Origin of the sequence: Serratia sp. JSRIV004, from assembly GCF_019968705.1 — a bacterium.
GTDB classification, from domain to species: domain Bacteria; phylum Pseudomonadota; class Gammaproteobacteria; order Enterobacterales; family Enterobacteriaceae; genus Chania; species Chania fonticola_B.
In genome coordinates, this window is record NZ_CP074140.1 from 1,366,167 (window position 1) to 1,383,183 (window position 17,017).

Genomic DNA, 17,017 nt, shown 5'->3' on the forward strand with positions numbered 1-17,017 from the left:
GTGAAGTCAATTGCCAAGGCTCAAGCTGCATGGATTCAATAATCTGACCAAGAGTCTGAGTTTTTGTATCTACGATATTTGTTACGCCGAGACGGTAGCCGAGCGCGACGGCTATATCGCTTATATAGACGAGCAATATAATGCCAGCCGTCTGACCGAGATCCTGGTGGAAACCTGTTCGCTGATTGGGGCCAACGTGCTGAGCGTTGCCCGCCAGGACTATGAGCCGCAAGGTGCCAGCGTGACTATTCTCGCCAGTGAGGAGCCGGTCAAGCCAAATGGCGTCAAGCCTCCCCAGCCAGAGTCCGTCGTGGCGCATTTGGACAAAAGCCATATCTGTGTTCATACCTACCCGGAAAGTCACCCTGGGTGTGGGGTTTGCACCTTTCGTGCCGATATCGACGTCTCGACCTGTGGGGTGATTTCGCCGCTGAAAGCCCTCAACTACCTGATCCAGCAGTTGGAGTCAGATATTGTGACGATCGATTACCGGGTCAGAGGTTTTACCCGGGATGTGTATGGGGTGAAACATTACATCGATCATGAGATCACTTCGATCCAAAACTTCATTTCGCCAGAGATAAAGTCGCTATACCAGCTGGTGGATGTGAACGTTTATCAGGAAAATATCTTCCATACCAAGATGTTGCTAAAAGCGTTCGATTTGCATGATTACCTGTTCAGTACCAGGTTGCACACCCTCAGCGAGGCCCGACAACTGGAAATCAGCAAGCTGTTGTGTAAAGAGATGCAGGAGATTTACTCTGGACGAAATATGCCGTAGACGGGGGGATGCCTGCTAACGGACAAGCGCAGGCATCAATTTGCTTGGTGCACTGAAGAAATCAGTCATAGCTGATATTAAACAGTACCGCACTCTTCACTTTTCCGGGGGTTACGCGCCCGGTTGCATAATACTCATAGCCGATATCACATTGGCTGCGGTTATCGGTAATAACGGCACAGCCAACGCGTGGGGCAGTGCGTAAATCCAGCGGCTTGTCATTCATCAGCAGCCTGATTTCGACGTTTTCGGCCTCGCCGTTCAGCGTATTGACCAGATTGCCGGTATCCGAACTGACCGTCGGCCCATTTCCCAGCGTAATATAGGGCGTGTAGCCATTGGTACAATGTACCCCGCCGATATGGATACTGCCTAGCGAACGGCCATGAGTCATACCGGTTGCGCGTAGGCTCCCCGCCGAGACCTGCGGCATCATCCAGTCGTAGTCCTTGTGTTCTTGCCCCTCGACGCTGTCAAAATAACAGGTCGCGAGCTTGATGGAGCCAGTAACGTTCAGTATGCCAGTAGAGGCGGCTTCAACGCTGTTGCCGCAGCAAATCAGCACCAGCAGAGACAGTATTCTCTGCGTATTCGTTATCTTCATTCTCCACTCCCGGTTATTGGTAAGTGATCATAAACTCTATTTGGGCATCAGCCCTGCCCGCCCGGATGGGGGTTGAGGTTTGAACATAAGTCGCCTTGACGCCCAGGCTGTAATCGCTGCCGCGGTCCTCAAGGAAGGTAATGTAATTTGCCAGATTGATGCTCTGGTTGAATTTGGCCCATTGGTAGTTGCCATTTTCCTGCCTCAAGCTCAGTTGGACACCTACCCCTGAGGCTGCGTCACCGGCGGTGGTGTTCAGTTTCGAGATCCCGCGTTCGGCATCAATAAATCCGTTGCGCGGCGTCAGCTTGAGGCTGATAACATTGGGCTTGAACACGCCGTAAGAGGTTGAACCATAGAAAGCGGGGCAACCCGATAGCACAATCTGAGTCTCGGCGCTGCCTGCCGTGCTGCCGATACCGTTGAACTCATCAGGATAGTGCTCCCCGAGCGGCAGGTAATAATTGTTGCCAACGTTGCAGGTTGCCGGGATTGCCGTCAGGTTGCCCACTATCCTCGCTTGTTGATAGATAAAGCTCTCACCATTGCCGTCGAATGAGGTTTTGAACCTGGGGAGATCGCTACTGCTAATAGTCCCGCTGCCGGTGTTGGCGGCGATTTTAATCATTGCAATATTAAAACTGACTGCGGCATCGTCCTGACCGGTAAAGTTGAAAACGCTGTCGCTGCTGGGTGAAAAGAAGGCAGAAAGCCTACCTGGGAGCTGTAGATGGGAGCCGCCGTTACCATCGGGGGTACCTTGCCACAGGGCTACCCCGACGCCAGAAATATTGGTATTGAACACGGTGGGAAACGTCGCGTCACGGTAACTGGATTGGCCATGGGGGGCACTGATGACGGTGTTAACCAGGTCATAAACCCCTGCGCGGCACAGCAGACTGGCACCGCTGCCATTGGTCTGGATACGTTGAGAATAGATGACACTGCCGATGGGAAGATCCTCCCCCACGGTAACATAGCCGCCGATGGTCAACCGGGTATCAAGGGGAGCTTTGACAGCAGAGGAACTATCCCAATCACAACCCGCACTTGCTGCGAGCGCATTCTGCGCATACAGGCCGCCGCAGAGCATCAGTGATATCGCTATTGCTGAGGCGAATATTCTTTTCATGTTGTTTCTCAATTCGTGTGGGCCGTTTGTCATTGGCAGACTCCTTGGATCAACTGTCTGCTGTCTTCAGCGGTGCTTGGCTGCAGCGAATAGTGGATGCTGCAATGCTCTGCCTGACTATCCCCCCATCTCACTTGCAACACGCCTTTCAGGTCGAGATCGCGAGCCACCACCAGGCTGGCCTGGCCGACAACCCCCACGGCGTTGTTCTGCGCATCATAGACGTTGGCAGCGAAGGGCAGTGGGCTACCGTCCGGTCGCTTGGCTCTGATGTAGGTCACCTTGCCGCGTTTGGTTTCATAATCAAGCAGGACCACGGCACCGGCGCGGGGGGCCGTGGTATTGCGGGTAGACAGCAACTCTACGTCCTGTGCACTGCCCTTGGGATCGATATCGACCTGATTGAGATAATAGGGCCGCAGGTAAGGGACGATGGCATAGCCAAAACGGTCGATCTGAACGCCCGGAGCGCTGGTAACGAGAGCGCCTTCAGCACCAGGCGCCCGCACCAGACCGCTTGTTTCGCCAAGTGATTGCCCTAAAGTGATACCGCCACGGTGGGCCACCAGGGCGCCATCCATGCTTGCTGAAACCTGCCGGTTTCCCTGCCCATAGCTATAGTTTGCGCCCATATGGGCAAGGGATGAGCGGTAGCCAATGCCACCGTTGAAAAAGTTGCTATTGCCTTCGGTATTCCGGCTGGTGCTGACGACATAGTTAAACTGATTCTGTTCACCCATATTGCCCGACAGGCCAATCAGGCCAGTGTTCCCCTTATCGTCGGTAGTGCCGGTAGCATTGAGCGTTGGCGCATGGAGGTTCGAGCCTAGCGGTAACGAGAGCGTCAACGCGTATTGGGTTTCCCGCCGATCCGGCGTTCTCTCTTCTGTATTTCCTGTGAGTTGCCCGCTTAGCGTTCGGTTGACCGAGAGGGTATAGCTGAGATTGTGCCAGAAATTGCTATAGCCTAACTGTAGGCTCTGTTGCGAACGACTCTGGTTCCAGTAAGAGGTATGATTGCCAGTGGCATACAGGCTTCCCCAGCCTTCTCCCAGTTGCTGGTTGACCGAAAGCGTAAACAGGCTGCGTTGACGTCCATAGGCATCGACATTTCCATTACGCAGGGCCAGATCGCGCAGCTGCACAGCGTCATTCAAGCTCAGGAAACCGTCGGTTGAGTAACGATAAGCGGCCACTGAGAAGCTGGTTTGTGTTTCTGGATACATCTGGCTGAAGCCGATACGATAGCTTTGCCCTGAACGCGGGTGCTGGCCGGGCAACCGGGTTTTCGCCTGGGTGACATCGAATGAGAGTGCGCCGATAAACGTGTTCATAGCGCCACCCAATAAGGCCGAGAGGTACCCTTTGCTGGCGGTGGCGCCGGTGTAGCCGGTAATGAAATTACTCAGGCCCAACTGGTAGGTCAGGCTGCCAAATTCAGGCTTGTTTGCCAACCCATCACTATTCACTTTACCTGCAGCCACTTCGTAGCGGCTTATCCCTGGCCGCAACATTTGAGTCACTGAAGCATAGGGAACCGTGAAGGATCTCACTTGGCCATTGGCCTCTTCTACTTGTACGGTCAATTCCCCACCATAGCTGGTGGGGTAGAGATCGTTGATCTCGAAAGGCCCTGGAGATACCGTAGTGGTATAGAGCGTGTAACCATTCTGAGTAATGATCACTCTGGCGTTGGTATTGGCTATGCCACGTACTACGGGGGCGTAGCCACGTAGAGCGTCAGGTAGCATGCGGTCATCAGAATAAAGTCTGACCCCGCGGAAACGTACGCCGTCAAACAGTTCGCCACTGGTAAAGGCGTCACCCAGGATCAATTGAGATTGCAGCGCGGTAACATCGCGGCTGATATAGGAAGATGTGCTTTTGTAATCCCCGCCACTCTTTCCCGATGACCAATTGACGCTGCCGTTATTTCGCACGCGCCAAGGGCCGACGTTCAGACCGTTACGCAGCCCGAGATAGCCGTAGGTGTTGCTGTTTTCCCGCTGTCTTGACTGATAAACGTTGGCGTTGTAGTTCACTATCAAGGCGGTTAGGCCATCCTCCCAAAGCTCGGGATTGACATAGCCACGCGGAGTCCTGTTGAGTAGCAACTGCGGTATCGTCAGCGTCAGCTTTTGCTCGCCGATATCAAAGCTAACGGTGGCCCCGGGCAGGAGTTCACTGAGTGAACCGCAATAGCCCTCTTGCACTAATGGCGCCAATTGCACGGCAGGGATCTGAGCCAACAGTTTCTCTGCGCTCAAATTGAGCAACGAGAAGAAACTGCCCGGATAGCAGGGAAGGGTTTGCAGGTTATTGCCCGGCTGGGCCTTAAACTGGATTTTTTCATTGCCGATCCGCTGGCCATTAAGCTCGATCGCCACGGTGTAGATACCAGGAACAACGACGTTACTGCGGCTGAATTGGGCCGGATCGAATGTTCCGACCTTACCGCCAGGGAAAAAACTGGGGTCGAATGTCACTTCTTCCGGCGTGTCTGCCGCATAGCTGGAAGTGGCTGAAACCATGGCACATGAAAGAAACCACTTCAGCACGGTTTTTATTGTCGGTTTACACCTAGTCATAGCATCCTTGATGACTCAGATAAGCCAATACTTCTGAAAAAGGGTGATGTCAGCGGCCTAACGGGTATGTTTTTTCAATAAAAGCCCCATAGTCATTAATCGCCTTGGTGATTACGCTATTTGGTGGCGCCGCAATAACCTTGTTATCGCGTTTTAGTTGAAAGGTTTGCTCAGAGAAGGGGGCGATCATGCCGCCATCAGTGCCGGCTACCGAGGCGATGCCATAGCCAGATAATTGCACGGAGGCATAGCTGATATGGTATGGCGTGGGGTTTTTAGCGAACAATTTTTCCCCTTGCCGTTGCCAACTCACCTTATCCATGGTTTCCAGTGACAGCCCTGGCAACGTGGAAGGGCGGTAAAATACCTTCAGGCGGTTGCGATAGGCGATGGAGAGGTAATTCTGATCCCCTTTCGACTGGGGAGGGACTTCAAGTACGTTGATCCAATATAGCGTCTCGCGGTCGGTGGCGTGGCTTACCAACGGCGTTGAGGTAATACGTAAGGTTTGCGTCTTGGCGGGCTCAACTCGTGAAACCGGTGGCATGATTATAAAAGGAACATCGCTGTCCTCAGGGGCTGAATTCGCATCGCCTGCATCTATCCAGGATTGAACCAATAGCGGAAAACGGCTTTTATTTTCCAGCTTCAGGGTGACTTCTTTGGCATCACTTGGGTAGATCACGCGCGTACCAGATATGACGATACCGGCATGCAAGGAGGAGGAAAAAAATCCGCTTAACAGCGATAGCAGTAGCCAATATTTTTTAATCAAGCGCATAACAATCTCGTCAGTATAGACGTGGCAAATATGGCCCTGTGGTAACAGAGCCATAACCTATTCAGTCAGGTTTTATTGATAAACGATGCTGTATTTAACCGTAGAGGCAACTTGGCCTGGGCCTGCCGCGCCACCCACAGCAACATACTGGCCAAAGTAGGTATATTCGGCAGTTTGATTGACGATGGTTTTCGGCGCATGGTTATTATTGCCGGATACCAGGTTGATCGGGCTGTTGGTTTCGCCGTTCAGGATTTGTATCTGAACATTGGTTGCAGGATCGGTTGCTGAAGTGTTTTTCAACCAACCAGTCGCATTATCGATAGCCGGGCTGGTTGGCTCGAAATACACTGAAGCAATCTTGCCGTCGGTGCAGTTTAAATCAGAAGGGCCGCCCAGTTTGATGGTAAACGGCGCAGGCTTGGCTGTGGCACCGGCAAAGCTTAATTCACTGGCACTGACCGTTTCCAAAGGCACGTTCAGATCGACAGCACCATTTGGCGTCTGGTCGTTGATCAGGCAGGTTGCGTCAGTGACTTCACCGGTGAAATTGATATTACCACCCGCTACGGTGATGGCGGCAGAAGCCGGAACTGCGGCAAAGCCGCCGATAGCCAGTGAGAGAGCCACTACTAATGTGGTTTTTTTCATTGCATATGATCCTTGTTAATTATCCTTAAAATACTCTGAACGTTACATGGAGTAACAACAGAGCCGTCATTTCACTATGGCAGTGAAAATACTGTTCCCTTTTTTGGCGGTGATAAACAATCAAATCATATTTTTTTTATATACAGCGGAGTTACAGACGCCCCACGTAAGGTATATCCTTTTCCTCGCGAGCTTTTAATAAAGTCATCGGCGATACCAATTTTACTTAACCTCGCCCTAAGCTCGGAAATAACTTGGGTCAATCTGGTGGTTGAAGAGGAGAGGTTATAATTCTCCCAAACCTGTACCAGTAACTCCTGGTTGGAAACATAGCCACAGTTGGCGTGTGCCAATAGATATATCAGTAAGCGCAGCATTGTTTCACGCAGTTTTAGATAGTTGGTAAATCGGTCGTCACCATGCTGGTGGTACTCTATCGTGTTATAGAGTTTGATTACGGAACCCGATTTGATATCTACCTGATACTCATCATTGATGATGTAGCCAAAAAGTAATAACCCACTCTCACTCGTCTTGGTGATAGGGGTTGCTACATATTTAATTTGAATCGTATCATCCATTATCAACTCCGCCGCATCCGCTGCTAAAACTGTCTGGCTCTGACTTCGTTAATTGGAACTGTCATTTCCACACATTGGCTTTATATATTATTGCCTGAAGACTTAATGTCAATTCATAAGAATAAAAAAATAACCGAAATAAAAAGAATTTAAATCTTGTTATTGGCTGTTTTTTGATATTTTCTTTTGTTTTTGTCTGTTTATTGGTTGTATTTTGATATTTAATGTTATTACTGTAGGGAATTTAATGCATAAGCATAATATGCTGTTTTGGTGGCGTTATTGCCTATTGTTTTTGTTTTTTCTTTTAAAAGTCGCGGAGTGAAGTCAAGTTGAAATAGTCTGCGAAACTGACGGATTTTGTATTCGGAGGAATCCTAATGACTTTTTATCTTATATTTTATTCTTGCCATTCGCAAGTAGGATAAATCGCAATAATAACAGGTGTGTATAGATGTTGAACATATCTATGTTTTTTTATTTATGATTTTAGTATTCAAGGGGCTTGCAGCCTTTGTACGGATGAGAAGCAGGCCGAATAGAGGAATTCGGCCTGGTGATATCGGAGAGGTCTTAGAACAGCACTGAGTAGTTCAAACCAAAGGTGCGGCCACGGCCTTTATAGCTGTACAACTCCGGCGCGCCGTAGGTTGGGCTATACAGGATTGGCGCACGTTGGCCCCACACGGTGGTGTAGTCTTTGTCCAACAGGTTCTCTACGCTGAAGCTGACCTTGCCGACCGGCAGGGCATAGCTGCTGAGGACGTCAATGGTGTTATAGCCGTCGAGCTTGCGGCCCTGGCTGTCGGAAACGTCGAAGGTCTGCTGCGACTGCACGCGCACCGTCCAGTCACCCGGTGCCCAGTTGACGTAGGCGGTGGCTTTCGACGGGCTGGCGGTGTCGACGGTCAACTTCTCCCATTTGCCATCGGTCTTGGTTTCCGACTTGATCAGGTTGAAGGTGGCACCGGTGCTCCATTCGCTGTCGTCGAAGAAGTAGTCCACCGCGCCTTCCATGCCATAAATCCGACGTTTGTCAGCATTCATGTTGATGGTCATGTCGGTTTTGTTGATGGTGATGGTCTTGTCTGACAGGGAATAGTAGGCCGCAACCTGGGTACGCAGATTGTCGCCATTGTAGCGCCAGCCCAGCTCGTAGGAGTCAACCTTGATGCCGTCCAGCTTGGAGTCATTGACGTTGACACTTTTTTGCAGCTGATAGTGGCCATTCACCAGCTTATAGGTGCCGGAGCCGTAATACTTGGCCAGATCCGGGATCTCAAACCCTTGTGAGAAGTTGAACCAGGTCTGCTGGCGTTCTGTCAGATGGGCCAGCAAACCGGCGTTGAACAGCGCGTTATTGTAGTCGGTTTTACCGCCCGGCACGGCATCGGCAGAGGTCGCCAGGCCGTTGGCGATCCCTTGTTGCTGTGCGTAGCCAACAAAATCATCCACCTTGTTTTCGGTGTACTGGTAGCGCACGCCGCCGCTCAGGGTAAACATCGGATCGATGTCGTAGCTGGCCTGCATGAACGGTGCCAGATTGGTAGTGGTATAGCTCGGATAGCGGCCGACGTTGTAGGCATTTTGCAGCGTCATACCGCCAGACTGCTGGGCCTGCGCCAGATTGAAGAACTGCTGGTTGGCATTGAAGCTTTCATGGTCGGCATCAAAGCCGTAGGTCAGCGTCAGGCTATCGATCGGTTTGCTGTTCAGGGTCAGCTTGCCGCCGTAGAAGTCGGTTTTCTGTTGCGAAGCGCCGATGCTGGTTACCTTGCCGCCACTCAGGGTCGGGAACGGATAGAAGGTCAGCGATTCATCACGATAATACACCTGCGCCACCAGATCCTGGCCCCAGAAATCGGTGTTGGAGTATTGCAGGTTGATCAAATGGCGCTCGGTGCCTGGAATGCGATCCGAATCCAGATTACCGCTGTTGTAGGCTTGCCCCTTGCCGGTCACCGCCGAGAAGTTTTGCCCCAGATACAGGCCGTGCTTACCGTCTGACTCACTGTTGAAATATTGCGTGGTCAGCTGCAACTGCTGGTGATCGTCGATGTTGATGGTGCCGGTGCCCATCAGGTCAATACGATCGGAATATTGCAGGCCGGTTTGGGTGTTGTCGATCAGCACCTCGTCGCCTTTGCCGTCATACCAGCCGCCGTAACGCTGATAGGAAACCGACAGGCGCCCGAAAGCCTTATCGGTGCCGCCGCTGACCGCTGCCGCCACGTTTTCATCGTGATCGCTGCTGCTGTTAAAGCCGGTTTTACCGCCAAGCTGCAGCTCAACCTGTTTTTCTTCCTGGCCCTTCTTGGTCACAATGTTGACCAGGCCACCGGTGCTGCCGCCGCCGTACAGCGAGGTAGCCCCGGAAATCACCTCAATATGGGCGATGTTGAACGGATCGATTGAATCTAGCTGGCGGCTGTCGCTGCGCGATGAGTTCAGGCGCACGCCGTCGATCATCACCATCATCGAGCGGCCACGCAGGTTCATGCCGTAGTTGGTACGGCCCTGGCTGCTGACGTCCATGCCCGGGATCAGCTGCGATAGCACATCCTTGATCTCTTTACCGCCCTGCACCTGCTGCTCAATTTCCTGGCCTTCGATCACCCAGGTGGTCTGGGCCATTTCCGCTACGCTGCGGTGAGAGCGGCTGGCGGAAACCACCAGTTGGTCATCATTTTTTTGTTCTTCTGCCCAGGCTGTTGGTGCGAGCATGGCCAACAGGCAAGGGTTTAGTACCCAGAGGTGTCTGCGTTTCATTGTTGTTCAAACGTTTCCATGGTTAGTTAAAGTTAAAGATGGCGTCGTGTGCAGTTTGGGCGGTGACCGCTGCCTGCTGGCTACGCCATTGGATCACAGCCGGGGTGGACGTTAAGTCGAACTGGTCGCGTCCTAATGCCCGGTTGAGAATACGGGCCGAACGCCAGGCCATCAGGCTGAGCTGGGGTTCGGCAATGCCATGACTGTGCATGCCGGCGTTGACGGCAAACAGACAGTTTTCGCTCGGACCCTGCCATTCCAGGGTGAAATCCGGCGTGATGCGATACTCATCGTTCGCCGTGGTCAACAGGCGATTGGCTAGCGGTGCGAGAAACGCCGGGCGGTCTTGCTGATAACCGGTGGCGAAGATCACCACGTCGCAGTCGAAGGTTTCCTTGCCCTGATCGAGATGGTGATGGGTGACCAACTGATAGCCATTGCCGGATGCGTGCATCGCGGCCAATGAACGGCTAGGCAGCAGGTGGGCCCAAGGCTTTTCACGTAACACTTCAAAGCGGTGATACATCGCCCGGTAAATCGCCAGCAGCGATCCGCTGGTGATGCCGTCCGACGTCATTTTCTGCTCGGTCAGCATGCGCTGTTTGGCGCTGTCGCTCAGGGTGTAGAAGCTTTCTACATATTCTGGCGTGAAGTATTCATTGGCGAAGGCGGCCTCATCCAGCGCGTTGTAATTGTTGCGGCGCGAGATCCAGTTCAACTGCTTGGGCTGGCCCCACTCGGCGCGGAAAATATTCAAAAACAGATCGGCACCGCTTTGGCCGCCGCCGATAACGGTGACGCGTTTGCCGGTAAGATCCGGGTTACGCAGGCTCATTTCGCTGGCATGGAAGCAGCGATCGTTCTGCTCGCTGACGCAGTCCGGCAGCTTGGGGCGTTTGCCTATCCCCAAGCAGAGATGGCGAGCCCGGTAGACATCACGCTGGGTGGTGACAACAAATTGGCGTTGCTGGTCGTCAAAATCCACGCTGCGGATATCTTGGCTGAACTCGAGCGTCTCCAGCCCGTTAGCCGCCCAATCGAGATAGTCGGCGAACTCTTCGCGGGAGACCGTGCGCTGCTCGGTGGTCAGGAAGCGGTAGAACTTCTTCCTTTTCACCAGGTAGTTGAGAAAACTGTACGGGTTGGTCGGCGAAACCGCGCTGACCAGATCCTTGAGGAAACTGGTCTGCATATGGCAGTCCGGCACCATCATGCCCGGGTGCCAGGAGAAGTGCGGTTTGCGTTCGAAAAACTTGCTGTTAAAGCCGGTAACCTCACTGCCGAGTGCTGCAATGCTCAGATTGAATGGGCCGACGCCGATGCCGATGAAATCCAGAGGCTGATTCATTGGGCAAACTCCTTGGAGACCAAATAAAGAGGGTTATCCAGATCTTGCAGGTAGTTCGGCAACATACGGCTGCCGCCATCCTGCTCTGAATAGGTGAGTTTCACCGGGTTGAGTACCACGCGAATAATCTGTGGCTTGAAAAGGTCGAACAGGGCAAAGCGGTCGGCCAGCTGCGGATGCTGCGCCATATAGCGCTCCAGCACCTGTGCCAGCACTTGATAGAAACGCGGTTCGCTTATGCCGCAGCCGCTCATCAGCGGCGAAATGAAACGCAGCACGGTGACGAAGTGCCCGGTTTGCAGGTCATGGATCAGATAGTCGGCAGGCAGGCGCACCGTGACGTCTTTTACCACCTGCGGCATTGACGCGGCCTGTGGGAAGTCCTGATCCACCAGGCGCATATCGCCCTGGAAATCTTTTAGCAGCACCCGTTGCGGCACATGGTCTTTCATCACCAGCGTGATGTTCTGGCCATGGGCGATCAGTGCCACCCCGTAGCAGCACATCAGGTGGTACATCGGCAGCACCACCGCTTGGAACATTTGGGTCAGCCACGCCTCTGCGCTCAGGCCGGAACGGGCAATATAGGCGGCAATCAGCGGCTCACCCTGATTGTCGGTTTCCATCAGCGTTGCCATCAGGATCGCCTGCTCGTCCGGTTGCAGATAACAGGACGGGTTTTCACGCCAGATCACCCCGAGCATTTCCTGATAACGGTAGGGAGCCTTGGGCAGCGCGCCGTAGGTTGGGTGGGCCAGATAGCCCGCCGCCGGTTCACCCAGGATCTGGGCGCCGCTGGCCTGCAAGGTGCTGTCACCGGCGAAAATCTGCTGTAACCAGCGTGAAGCCGCAGGCCCGGCGCTGATGTACTTGCCCGGAATGCCGCGATAGCAGGAGGTGTTGTAAATGGTCAGCGGCAGCTTGATATCGAAGGGCACCCGGCGGCTGGTATTGGTCAAGGTGCGCAGGGACTGCTGAGCCAGATAGCGATCGCCAAACTCGCCCAGCTCAACCAGTTCACCGCTGGCCAGTTGTGGCAGGAAATGCAGCGCAATTTTTTGCTGCCATTGCCATGGGTGCAGCGGCACCGGCAGCCAGTCGTTGTCCAACTTCAGGTCGTGCCAACGGCGGTCAAAGCGTTGGCGTTCCCCGCTGTCCATCGCGCTGTTGAGCAAGTTTTCTAGCGGGAAGTCCTCGTCAATGCACCAGACAAAGCTGCTGCGTTTGGCGGCCACCCAGTGCAGCTGGAACTGGCCCTGATATTCTGGCGCATATTGTTGCAGCGCCGTCAGCCCCCAGCCACGGCGCCCCTTGTTGAAGACGAACTTCGGGTGGCCTGCCAGCAGGCATTGCAGCGCGTCGGCATCCAGCGCAATCAGAGCGTTGGCGCTCATCCCGTGGCGAGCGGTGAGTAACTGCATGTCACCGCGTAGGGTGGCGTACAGATCTTCCAAATGTTCGGCGATCTGTGCGTCGTCCATCTTCAGCACCTGCGCCAGCTGCCGCAGCGTTTGATCGGCGGCCAGCGGCAGGCGATCGCAGCTCAGGCTGTTGGCGTCGATGTGCAACCAACCCCAGATCCCGCGTTTGGCGTTAAAGCTGTAAGTCGCGTCACCGAGGGCTATTTGCCATTGGCCGCCGTGTTCCTCGGCCTGCAAGGTGCGCTCGTACTCCAGTTCCGCCAGGATTTTTGCGGTCATCTGCAGGTTAACGCGTTGCCAATCGGCGTAATCGTGGCGGCTCATACCTGTCCCTCACGGAAGAAGTCATCACGCTGGTTCACGATCAGCCGTGAACGTTTGTGCGGGAAATCAAACTCTTTCAGCGTGTGGTAGCCAGCGGTGGGCAGATGGCGGAACAGCCGCTGATTGTCTGCGCGTGGCTCGGCCACGACGCGAGTGGTGCGGGGTTCATCCAGGTATAAATAGTGGGTCAGGCCACGTAGCCAGCTGCGGATGTACTGCGCGCCACGCCAGTCCTCTTCACCGACCAGCATGTGCAGGCCGCGATCGAACGGCTGCCAGCGATAGTGGCGGCCAATGCGATCTTCGGGTGCCCAGTAAACTTCGAAATAGCCAAACGGCTGGTCGTCAAAGCAGCCCAGCAGCGGGTAGCAATAGCTGGAATCCAACTGGCGCTGTAAATAGGCGGCCTGAACCTCGAGCGGACCACTCATTTCCCAGAAGGCGTCAACGCGGGGGGAGTTCATCCAACGGGTGAACTGCTCGGCGTCGCGTTCCACTTCGGGCAAACGGAAACTCAAGCTGCGCTTGATTTGTGGATCGTAGCGGCGATAAACCTCACCGCTAGGTCTGGCAGGGCGCTGCGGGAACCACAGCTCGCGCTCGGCGTCGTATTGCATCTGGCCGCCAGCGGTTTGGCGTTCGGCGATCAGCCACAGCGGCAACTGATAGAAGGTTTCACGGGCCAGGTAATCACCGCAGGCCTGGGCGAACAGTGCCAGAGCCTGTGGTTCCTCGCGCCATTCGGCATAGGGCAGGGCAATGCCGCTCAGCTGTGGAGCCGCGATCAGCAACTGATCTAATGCCTGGATCAACCAGCCTGCCGGTAGTGAGCCTGGATAATGCAACGCAGCGCTGCCGTCCAATCCCAGGCTAAGGGACAGGTTTTTCCCCAGCAGTTCGCAGCGGAATCCGCTGGTGGCGTGAACTATCTTGGCAACGGGCATCATTGGGCGGCCTCCACGCGCAGCGGATTGGTGAAATCAAAGTAGATCACCGCCGGATCGACAATGGTGTTCTCATTGTGATCGTGCAGATAGCAGAAGAAGTTGCCCTTGCAGTTCCAATGTTGGCTGTCGAGCACATAGTCCAGGCAGCGGGTATTTTTCGCCGTGTAACGCAGCGTGGTTAACGCATCCCGTACTCGTCTCATCAGGCTCTCTTCACTGTCGAACCCTGCTGCCGCCATTGCGGCGGTCACGGCCAACGTAGAGTTCACCAGCAGGTAGTAAGGGAAGTAGCGCAACAGCTGCTGCTCGCTAAAGCGGTTCTCCGCTTCGGCTTCGCCGATTTCATCCAACCAAGGCGTGGCATCGCGGGTAAAGCCGCTGCCCTGACAATCGCGGTACAGCATGCCTACCGGCAAGTCCTGCTGCATTTCCACCAGAATGTTTTGCTGATGGGCCAGCAACACCAGGCCGTAGTCGGCTTCGGCGCTGAACAGCGGTAGCAGCACCTGCTGGCAGTAAGCTTCCAGCCAGCAATGGGCGGCCTGCTGCAACGGTAAGTTCAGGCGGGCAGCCAGGCGGCGCACTGCCGCGGCTAACAGGCTATCGCCACCGTCTGGCGCTGCCTGTGTCAGGGTAACCAACACGTTGGTTTGGTTCTGTGCCTGGCCGAACAGCAGGTTATCGCGCAGCGCCATCAGGCTCTCTTCCTGGATCGTGCCGTCTGCGGAACGTAACCCGGCCCAGCCATCTTCCTGCATCACACGCATCGTTGGATAACGAGCTTGCAACTCCTGCCAGCGGGAGGTCTGTGCCAGGCGTGCCAGACGCATGCCACGCTTCACTTCTTTGACCGACAGGGTACGCACCGAGTTGGTTAGCCGTACGCTAAGGGAAAACTTGATCATGTCGCGGCTGCCCGCGTGATACAGCGAACGTGAAGAGCTGGTTGGCAGCCAACGCTCACCGGCCTCACCCAGATCGCTCAGCTTGTGCTGTTCGACCAACTCGCGGCACCAGCTTTGTGCCAGCAGATAATCGGCCTGCCACGGATGCATCGGCAGCAGCCAGACGTCATCGGTAAAATGGCCTAACAACTGCGGCGCGCTTTCTGCGGCAAAGCGCTGCAGGCGCTGCTGTAACGTTAGATCCAGGCTGTCACCACACAGGTGGTGTTTATCTACCGCAAACCAGCGTAGGGGGAAGCTGCCTGCGAAATCTGGCAGATAGCGCTGTGCCTGCTGCTGATCGAAGGGCTCATGGGATTTCGGAGCCGGGTGGAAGGCATGGCCAGCTAATAACCCCTGTTCTGCCTGGGCAAAATTCAGCGGCTGGTCACGTAGCTTTGGCCAGTCCAGCCGGATGGCGATCGCCTGTTGGGTATTGTCATGACTTTCCAGCACTCGCTGGCGAAAGCGTGCCAAAACCTCCTCACTCAGATGGCCTTTTATCGACGGTTTGGCCAGCAACAACGTAACCAACCGCTCAAAACTCAGCGCTTCACCGTTGCCATTCAGGCTGGCGGGGAACTGATATTGATGATGTTGGGTTGGCGAGATGTGCCGTAATGGAATGCGAATGAACTGGCTATCCGAAAGTGGGAGATGTAGCTGAGGTTGTTGGCTATCGGTTGCCGGAACGATGTGCCAGTCCCGGGTTTCACGCATTAGTGCGTTGAGGAAACATTGCGCTGCCACATCGGTTGCTGCGCTTGCTAACTGGATGGTCATGACCCTTGTCACTCTGGAGCGATTGAGAATGATTCTTATATCAATAGTTCTTATTATTATCAATCACCGCATGATACAATTTTTTGATTAATTACACATAAAAACATCATTTTTTTAACGGTTATTTTACTTAATGCGCTTATTTTCGGGTTCAAAAATCGTTGCAATTGGTAATGATTCTCCTTCAAACTGGCCGCTGGCGTTTTGTGCCGGGCTATTGGGCATTGGGCAAAATGGCTTGCTGGTCGCATTACCCGTGTTGGTCAGCCTGACCCAGCTCTCGCTGTCGGTGTGGGCTGGCTTGCTGACGCTGGGATCGATGTTATTTCTGGTCGGCTCTCCCTGGTGGGGGCGACAGGCAGAAATTCGCGGCTGTAAATACGTGGTGCTTATGGCCCTGGCGGGTTACCTGCTCAGCTTTGTGTTATTGGCCTTGGCCGTGTGGGGGCTGGCTGCTGGCTGGCTGCCTGAAATGGCGGGGCTGGGTGGCTTGATTGTGGCGCGCATTATCTACGGCCTGACGGTATCGGGCATGGTGCCCGCCAGCCAGACTTGGGCGCTGCAACGCGCTGGGTATGAACAACGTATGGCGGCGTTGGCCACTATCAGTTCCGGCCTGAGCTGTGGCCGGTTGCTTGGCCCGCTGTGTGCGGCCCTGGCGCTGTCTTTGCACCCGATGGCTCCGCTGTGGTTGATGGCGATTGCGCCGTTGATCGCGCTGTTGGTGATCTGCCGCCAGCATAACGATCCTCCGCTGCCTGCTGTGGCACATCAGCAAAACCGCCTGCGGCTGACGATGATGCCCTATTTATTGTGTGCGTTGCTGCTGGCGGGCTGTGTCAGCCTGATGCAGTTGGGCTTGGCTCCGCATTTGCAGCAGCTGTTCAGTCATTCGGCGACGACCGTCAGCCACCATGTGGCGGTATTGCTCAGCGTGGCGGCAGGTTGCACGTTGTTGGCGCAGTTTTTGGTGGTGCGACCGCAGCGCCTTACTCCGCCGCAGCTACTGATGGTTGCCGCTTGGTTGATGATCGCTGGCTTGGGGCTGATGTGTACCGCTCCGCTGGCGCTGTTTTATCTTGGCTGTGCGCTGGCTTCGTTTGGGGCCGCGATGGCGACGCCGGGCTATCAACTGATGCTGAACGATAAGTTATCTACCGGCAAAGGGGCGGGAGCGATCGCCACCAGCCATACGCTGGGCTACGGCGCGAGCGCGCTGATGGTGCCGGTGGTGAGTAAATTTTACGGTGAGTCGCAGTTGGTGGCGGCGGCACTGGTAGCCGCCGTCCTGTTGGGCGGCATTAGCAGCTGGCTATGGTGCCAGCATCGAATGGCAGACATTGCACGGGAGAGTGAGTGA

General features: G+C 54.6%; 13 protein-coding genes. 2 read left to right on the top strand and 11 right to left on the bottom strand.

Features of this window, described 5'->3' with window-relative positions; all coding sequences use genetic code 11:
* Positions 1 to 10 precede the first annotated feature (10 nt).
* Complete coding sequence (speD, locus tag KGP21_RS06345; protein WP_223537545.1) at positions 11 to 784, top strand: adenosylmethionine decarboxylase; 774 nt, start codon at positions 11 to 13, stop codon at positions 782 to 784.
* A 61-nt stretch (positions 785 to 845) separates the two neighbouring features.
* Here speD and KGP21_RS06350 read toward each other — a convergent pair whose 3' ends face one another.
* The 11 genes from KGP21_RS06350 to KGP21_RS06400 form a co-directional block, all read right to left on the bottom strand.
* On the bottom strand, positions 846 to 1,388 hold the full coding sequence (locus KGP21_RS06350; RefSeq protein WP_223537546.1) for a fimbrial protein: 543 nt from the start codon (positions 1,386 to 1,388) through the stop codon (positions 846 to 848).
* 13 nt (positions 1,389 to 1,401) lie between these two features.
* Positions 1,402 to 2,520, bottom strand: coding sequence for a fimbrial protein (locus KGP21_RS06355; RefSeq protein WP_223537548.1), 1,119 nt, complete (start codon positions 2,518 to 2,520; stop codon positions 1,402 to 1,404).
* Positions 2,521 to 2,549: 29 nt separating this feature from the next.
* A complete protein-coding gene (locus KGP21_RS06360; protein ID WP_223537550.1) occupies positions 2,550 to 5,108 on the bottom strand; it encodes a fimbria/pilus outer membrane usher protein in 2,559 nt (852 codons plus the stop codon).
* Between the two features lie 49 nt (positions 5,109 to 5,157).
* Positions 5,158 to 5,943 (bottom strand): molecular chaperone, encoded by a 786-nt coding sequence (locus KGP21_RS06365; protein ID WP_209552303.1) that lies wholly within the window; start codon positions 5,941 to 5,943, stop codon positions 5,158 to 5,160.
* 18 nt (positions 5,944 to 5,961) lie between these two features.
* A complete protein-coding gene (locus tag KGP21_RS06370) occupies positions 5,962 to 6,540 on the bottom strand; it encodes a fimbrial protein (protein ID WP_223537551.1) in 579 nt (192 codons plus the stop codon).
* Between the two features lie 125 nt (positions 6,541 to 6,665).
* Positions 6,666 to 7,121 (bottom strand): helix-turn-helix domain-containing protein, encoded by a 456-nt coding sequence (locus tag KGP21_RS06375; protein WP_051363696.1) that lies wholly within the window; start codon positions 7,119 to 7,121, stop codon positions 6,666 to 6,668.
* Positions 7,122 to 7,694: 573 nt separating this feature from the next.
* A complete protein-coding gene (locus KGP21_RS06380; RefSeq protein ID WP_166734218.1) occupies positions 7,695 to 9,890 on the bottom strand; it encodes a TonB-dependent siderophore receptor in 2,196 nt (731 codons plus the stop codon).
* Positions 9,891 to 9,912: 22 nt separating this feature from the next.
* Positions 9,913 to 11,238: a lysine N(6)-hydroxylase/L-ornithine N(5)-oxygenase family protein gene (locus KGP21_RS06385; protein ID WP_094983015.1), complete on the bottom strand. Its 1,326-nt coding sequence runs from the start codon at positions 11,236 to 11,238 to the stop codon at positions 9,913 to 9,915.
* Positions 11,235 to 12,983: an aerobactin synthase IucC gene (iucC, locus tag KGP21_RS06390; RefSeq protein WP_223537552.1), complete on the bottom strand. Its 1,749-nt coding sequence runs from the start codon at positions 12,981 to 12,983 to the stop codon at positions 11,235 to 11,237. Before iucC ends, KGP21_RS06385 begins: the two co-directional genes overlap by 4 nt.
* Positions 12,980 to 13,930: a GNAT family N-acetyltransferase gene (locus KGP21_RS06395; protein WP_094983017.1), complete on the bottom strand. Its 951-nt coding sequence runs from the start codon at positions 13,928 to 13,930 to the stop codon at positions 12,980 to 12,982. Before KGP21_RS06395 ends, iucC begins: the two co-directional genes overlap by 4 nt.
* Positions 13,927 to 15,657 carry an IucA/IucC family siderophore biosynthesis protein gene (locus KGP21_RS06400; protein ID WP_223537554.1) on the bottom strand — a complete coding sequence of 577 codons (1,731 nt, stop codon included), beginning with the start codon at positions 15,655 to 15,657 and terminating at the stop codon, positions 13,927 to 13,929. Before KGP21_RS06400 ends, KGP21_RS06395 begins: the two co-directional genes overlap by 4 nt.
* 133 nt (positions 15,658 to 15,790) lie before the next feature.
* Here KGP21_RS06400 and KGP21_RS06405 point away from each other — a divergent pair, with 133 nt between their 5' ends.
* Complete coding sequence (locus KGP21_RS06405; RefSeq protein ID WP_115158555.1) at positions 15,791 to 17,017, top strand: MFS transporter; 1,227 nt, start codon at positions 15,791 to 15,793, stop codon at positions 17,015 to 17,017.

Coding starts and splice junctions, on each gene's coding strand:
- KGP21_RS06395 (WP_094983017.1), bottom strand. CDS start 13,930: ATGATGCCCGTTGCCAAGATAGTTCACGCCACCAGCGGATTCCGCTGC.
- KGP21_RS06355 (WP_223537548.1), bottom strand. CDS start 2,520: ATGAAAAGAATATTCGCCTCAGCAATAGCGATATCACTGATGCTCTGC.
- KGP21_RS06380 (WP_166734218.1), bottom strand. CDS start 9,890: ATGAAACGCAGACACCTCTGGGTACTAAACCCTTGCCTGTTGGCCATG.
- KGP21_RS06360 (WP_223537550.1), bottom strand. CDS start 5,108: ATGACTAGGTGTAAACCGACAATAAAAACCGTGCTGAAGTGGTTTCTT.
- KGP21_RS06365 (WP_209552303.1), bottom strand. CDS start 5,943: ATGGCTCTGTTACCACAGGGCCATATTTGCCACGTCTATACTGACGAG.
- KGP21_RS06385 (WP_094983015.1), bottom strand. CDS start 11,238: ATGAATCAGCCTCTGGATTTCATCGGCATCGGCGTCGGCCCATTCAAT.
- iucC (WP_223537552.1), bottom strand. CDS start 12,983: ATGAGCCGCCACGATTACGCCGATTGGCAACGCGTTAACCTGCAGATG.
- KGP21_RS06350 (WP_223537546.1), bottom strand. CDS start 1,388: ATGAAGATAACGAATACGCAGAGAATACTGTCTCTGCTGGTGCTGATT.
- KGP21_RS06370 (WP_223537551.1), bottom strand. CDS start 6,540: ATGAAAAAAACCACATTAGTAGTGGCTCTCTCACTGGCTATCGGCGGC.
- KGP21_RS06400 (WP_223537554.1), bottom strand. CDS start 15,657: ATGACCATCCAGTTAGCAAGCGCAGCAACCGATGTGGCAGCGCAATGT.
- KGP21_RS06405 (WP_115158555.1), top strand. CDS start 15,791: ATGCGCTTATTTTCGGGTTCAAAAATCGTTGCAATTGGTAATGATTCT.
- KGP21_RS06375 (WP_051363696.1), bottom strand. CDS start 7,121: ATGGATGATACGATTCAAATTAAATATGTAGCAACCCCTATCACCAAG.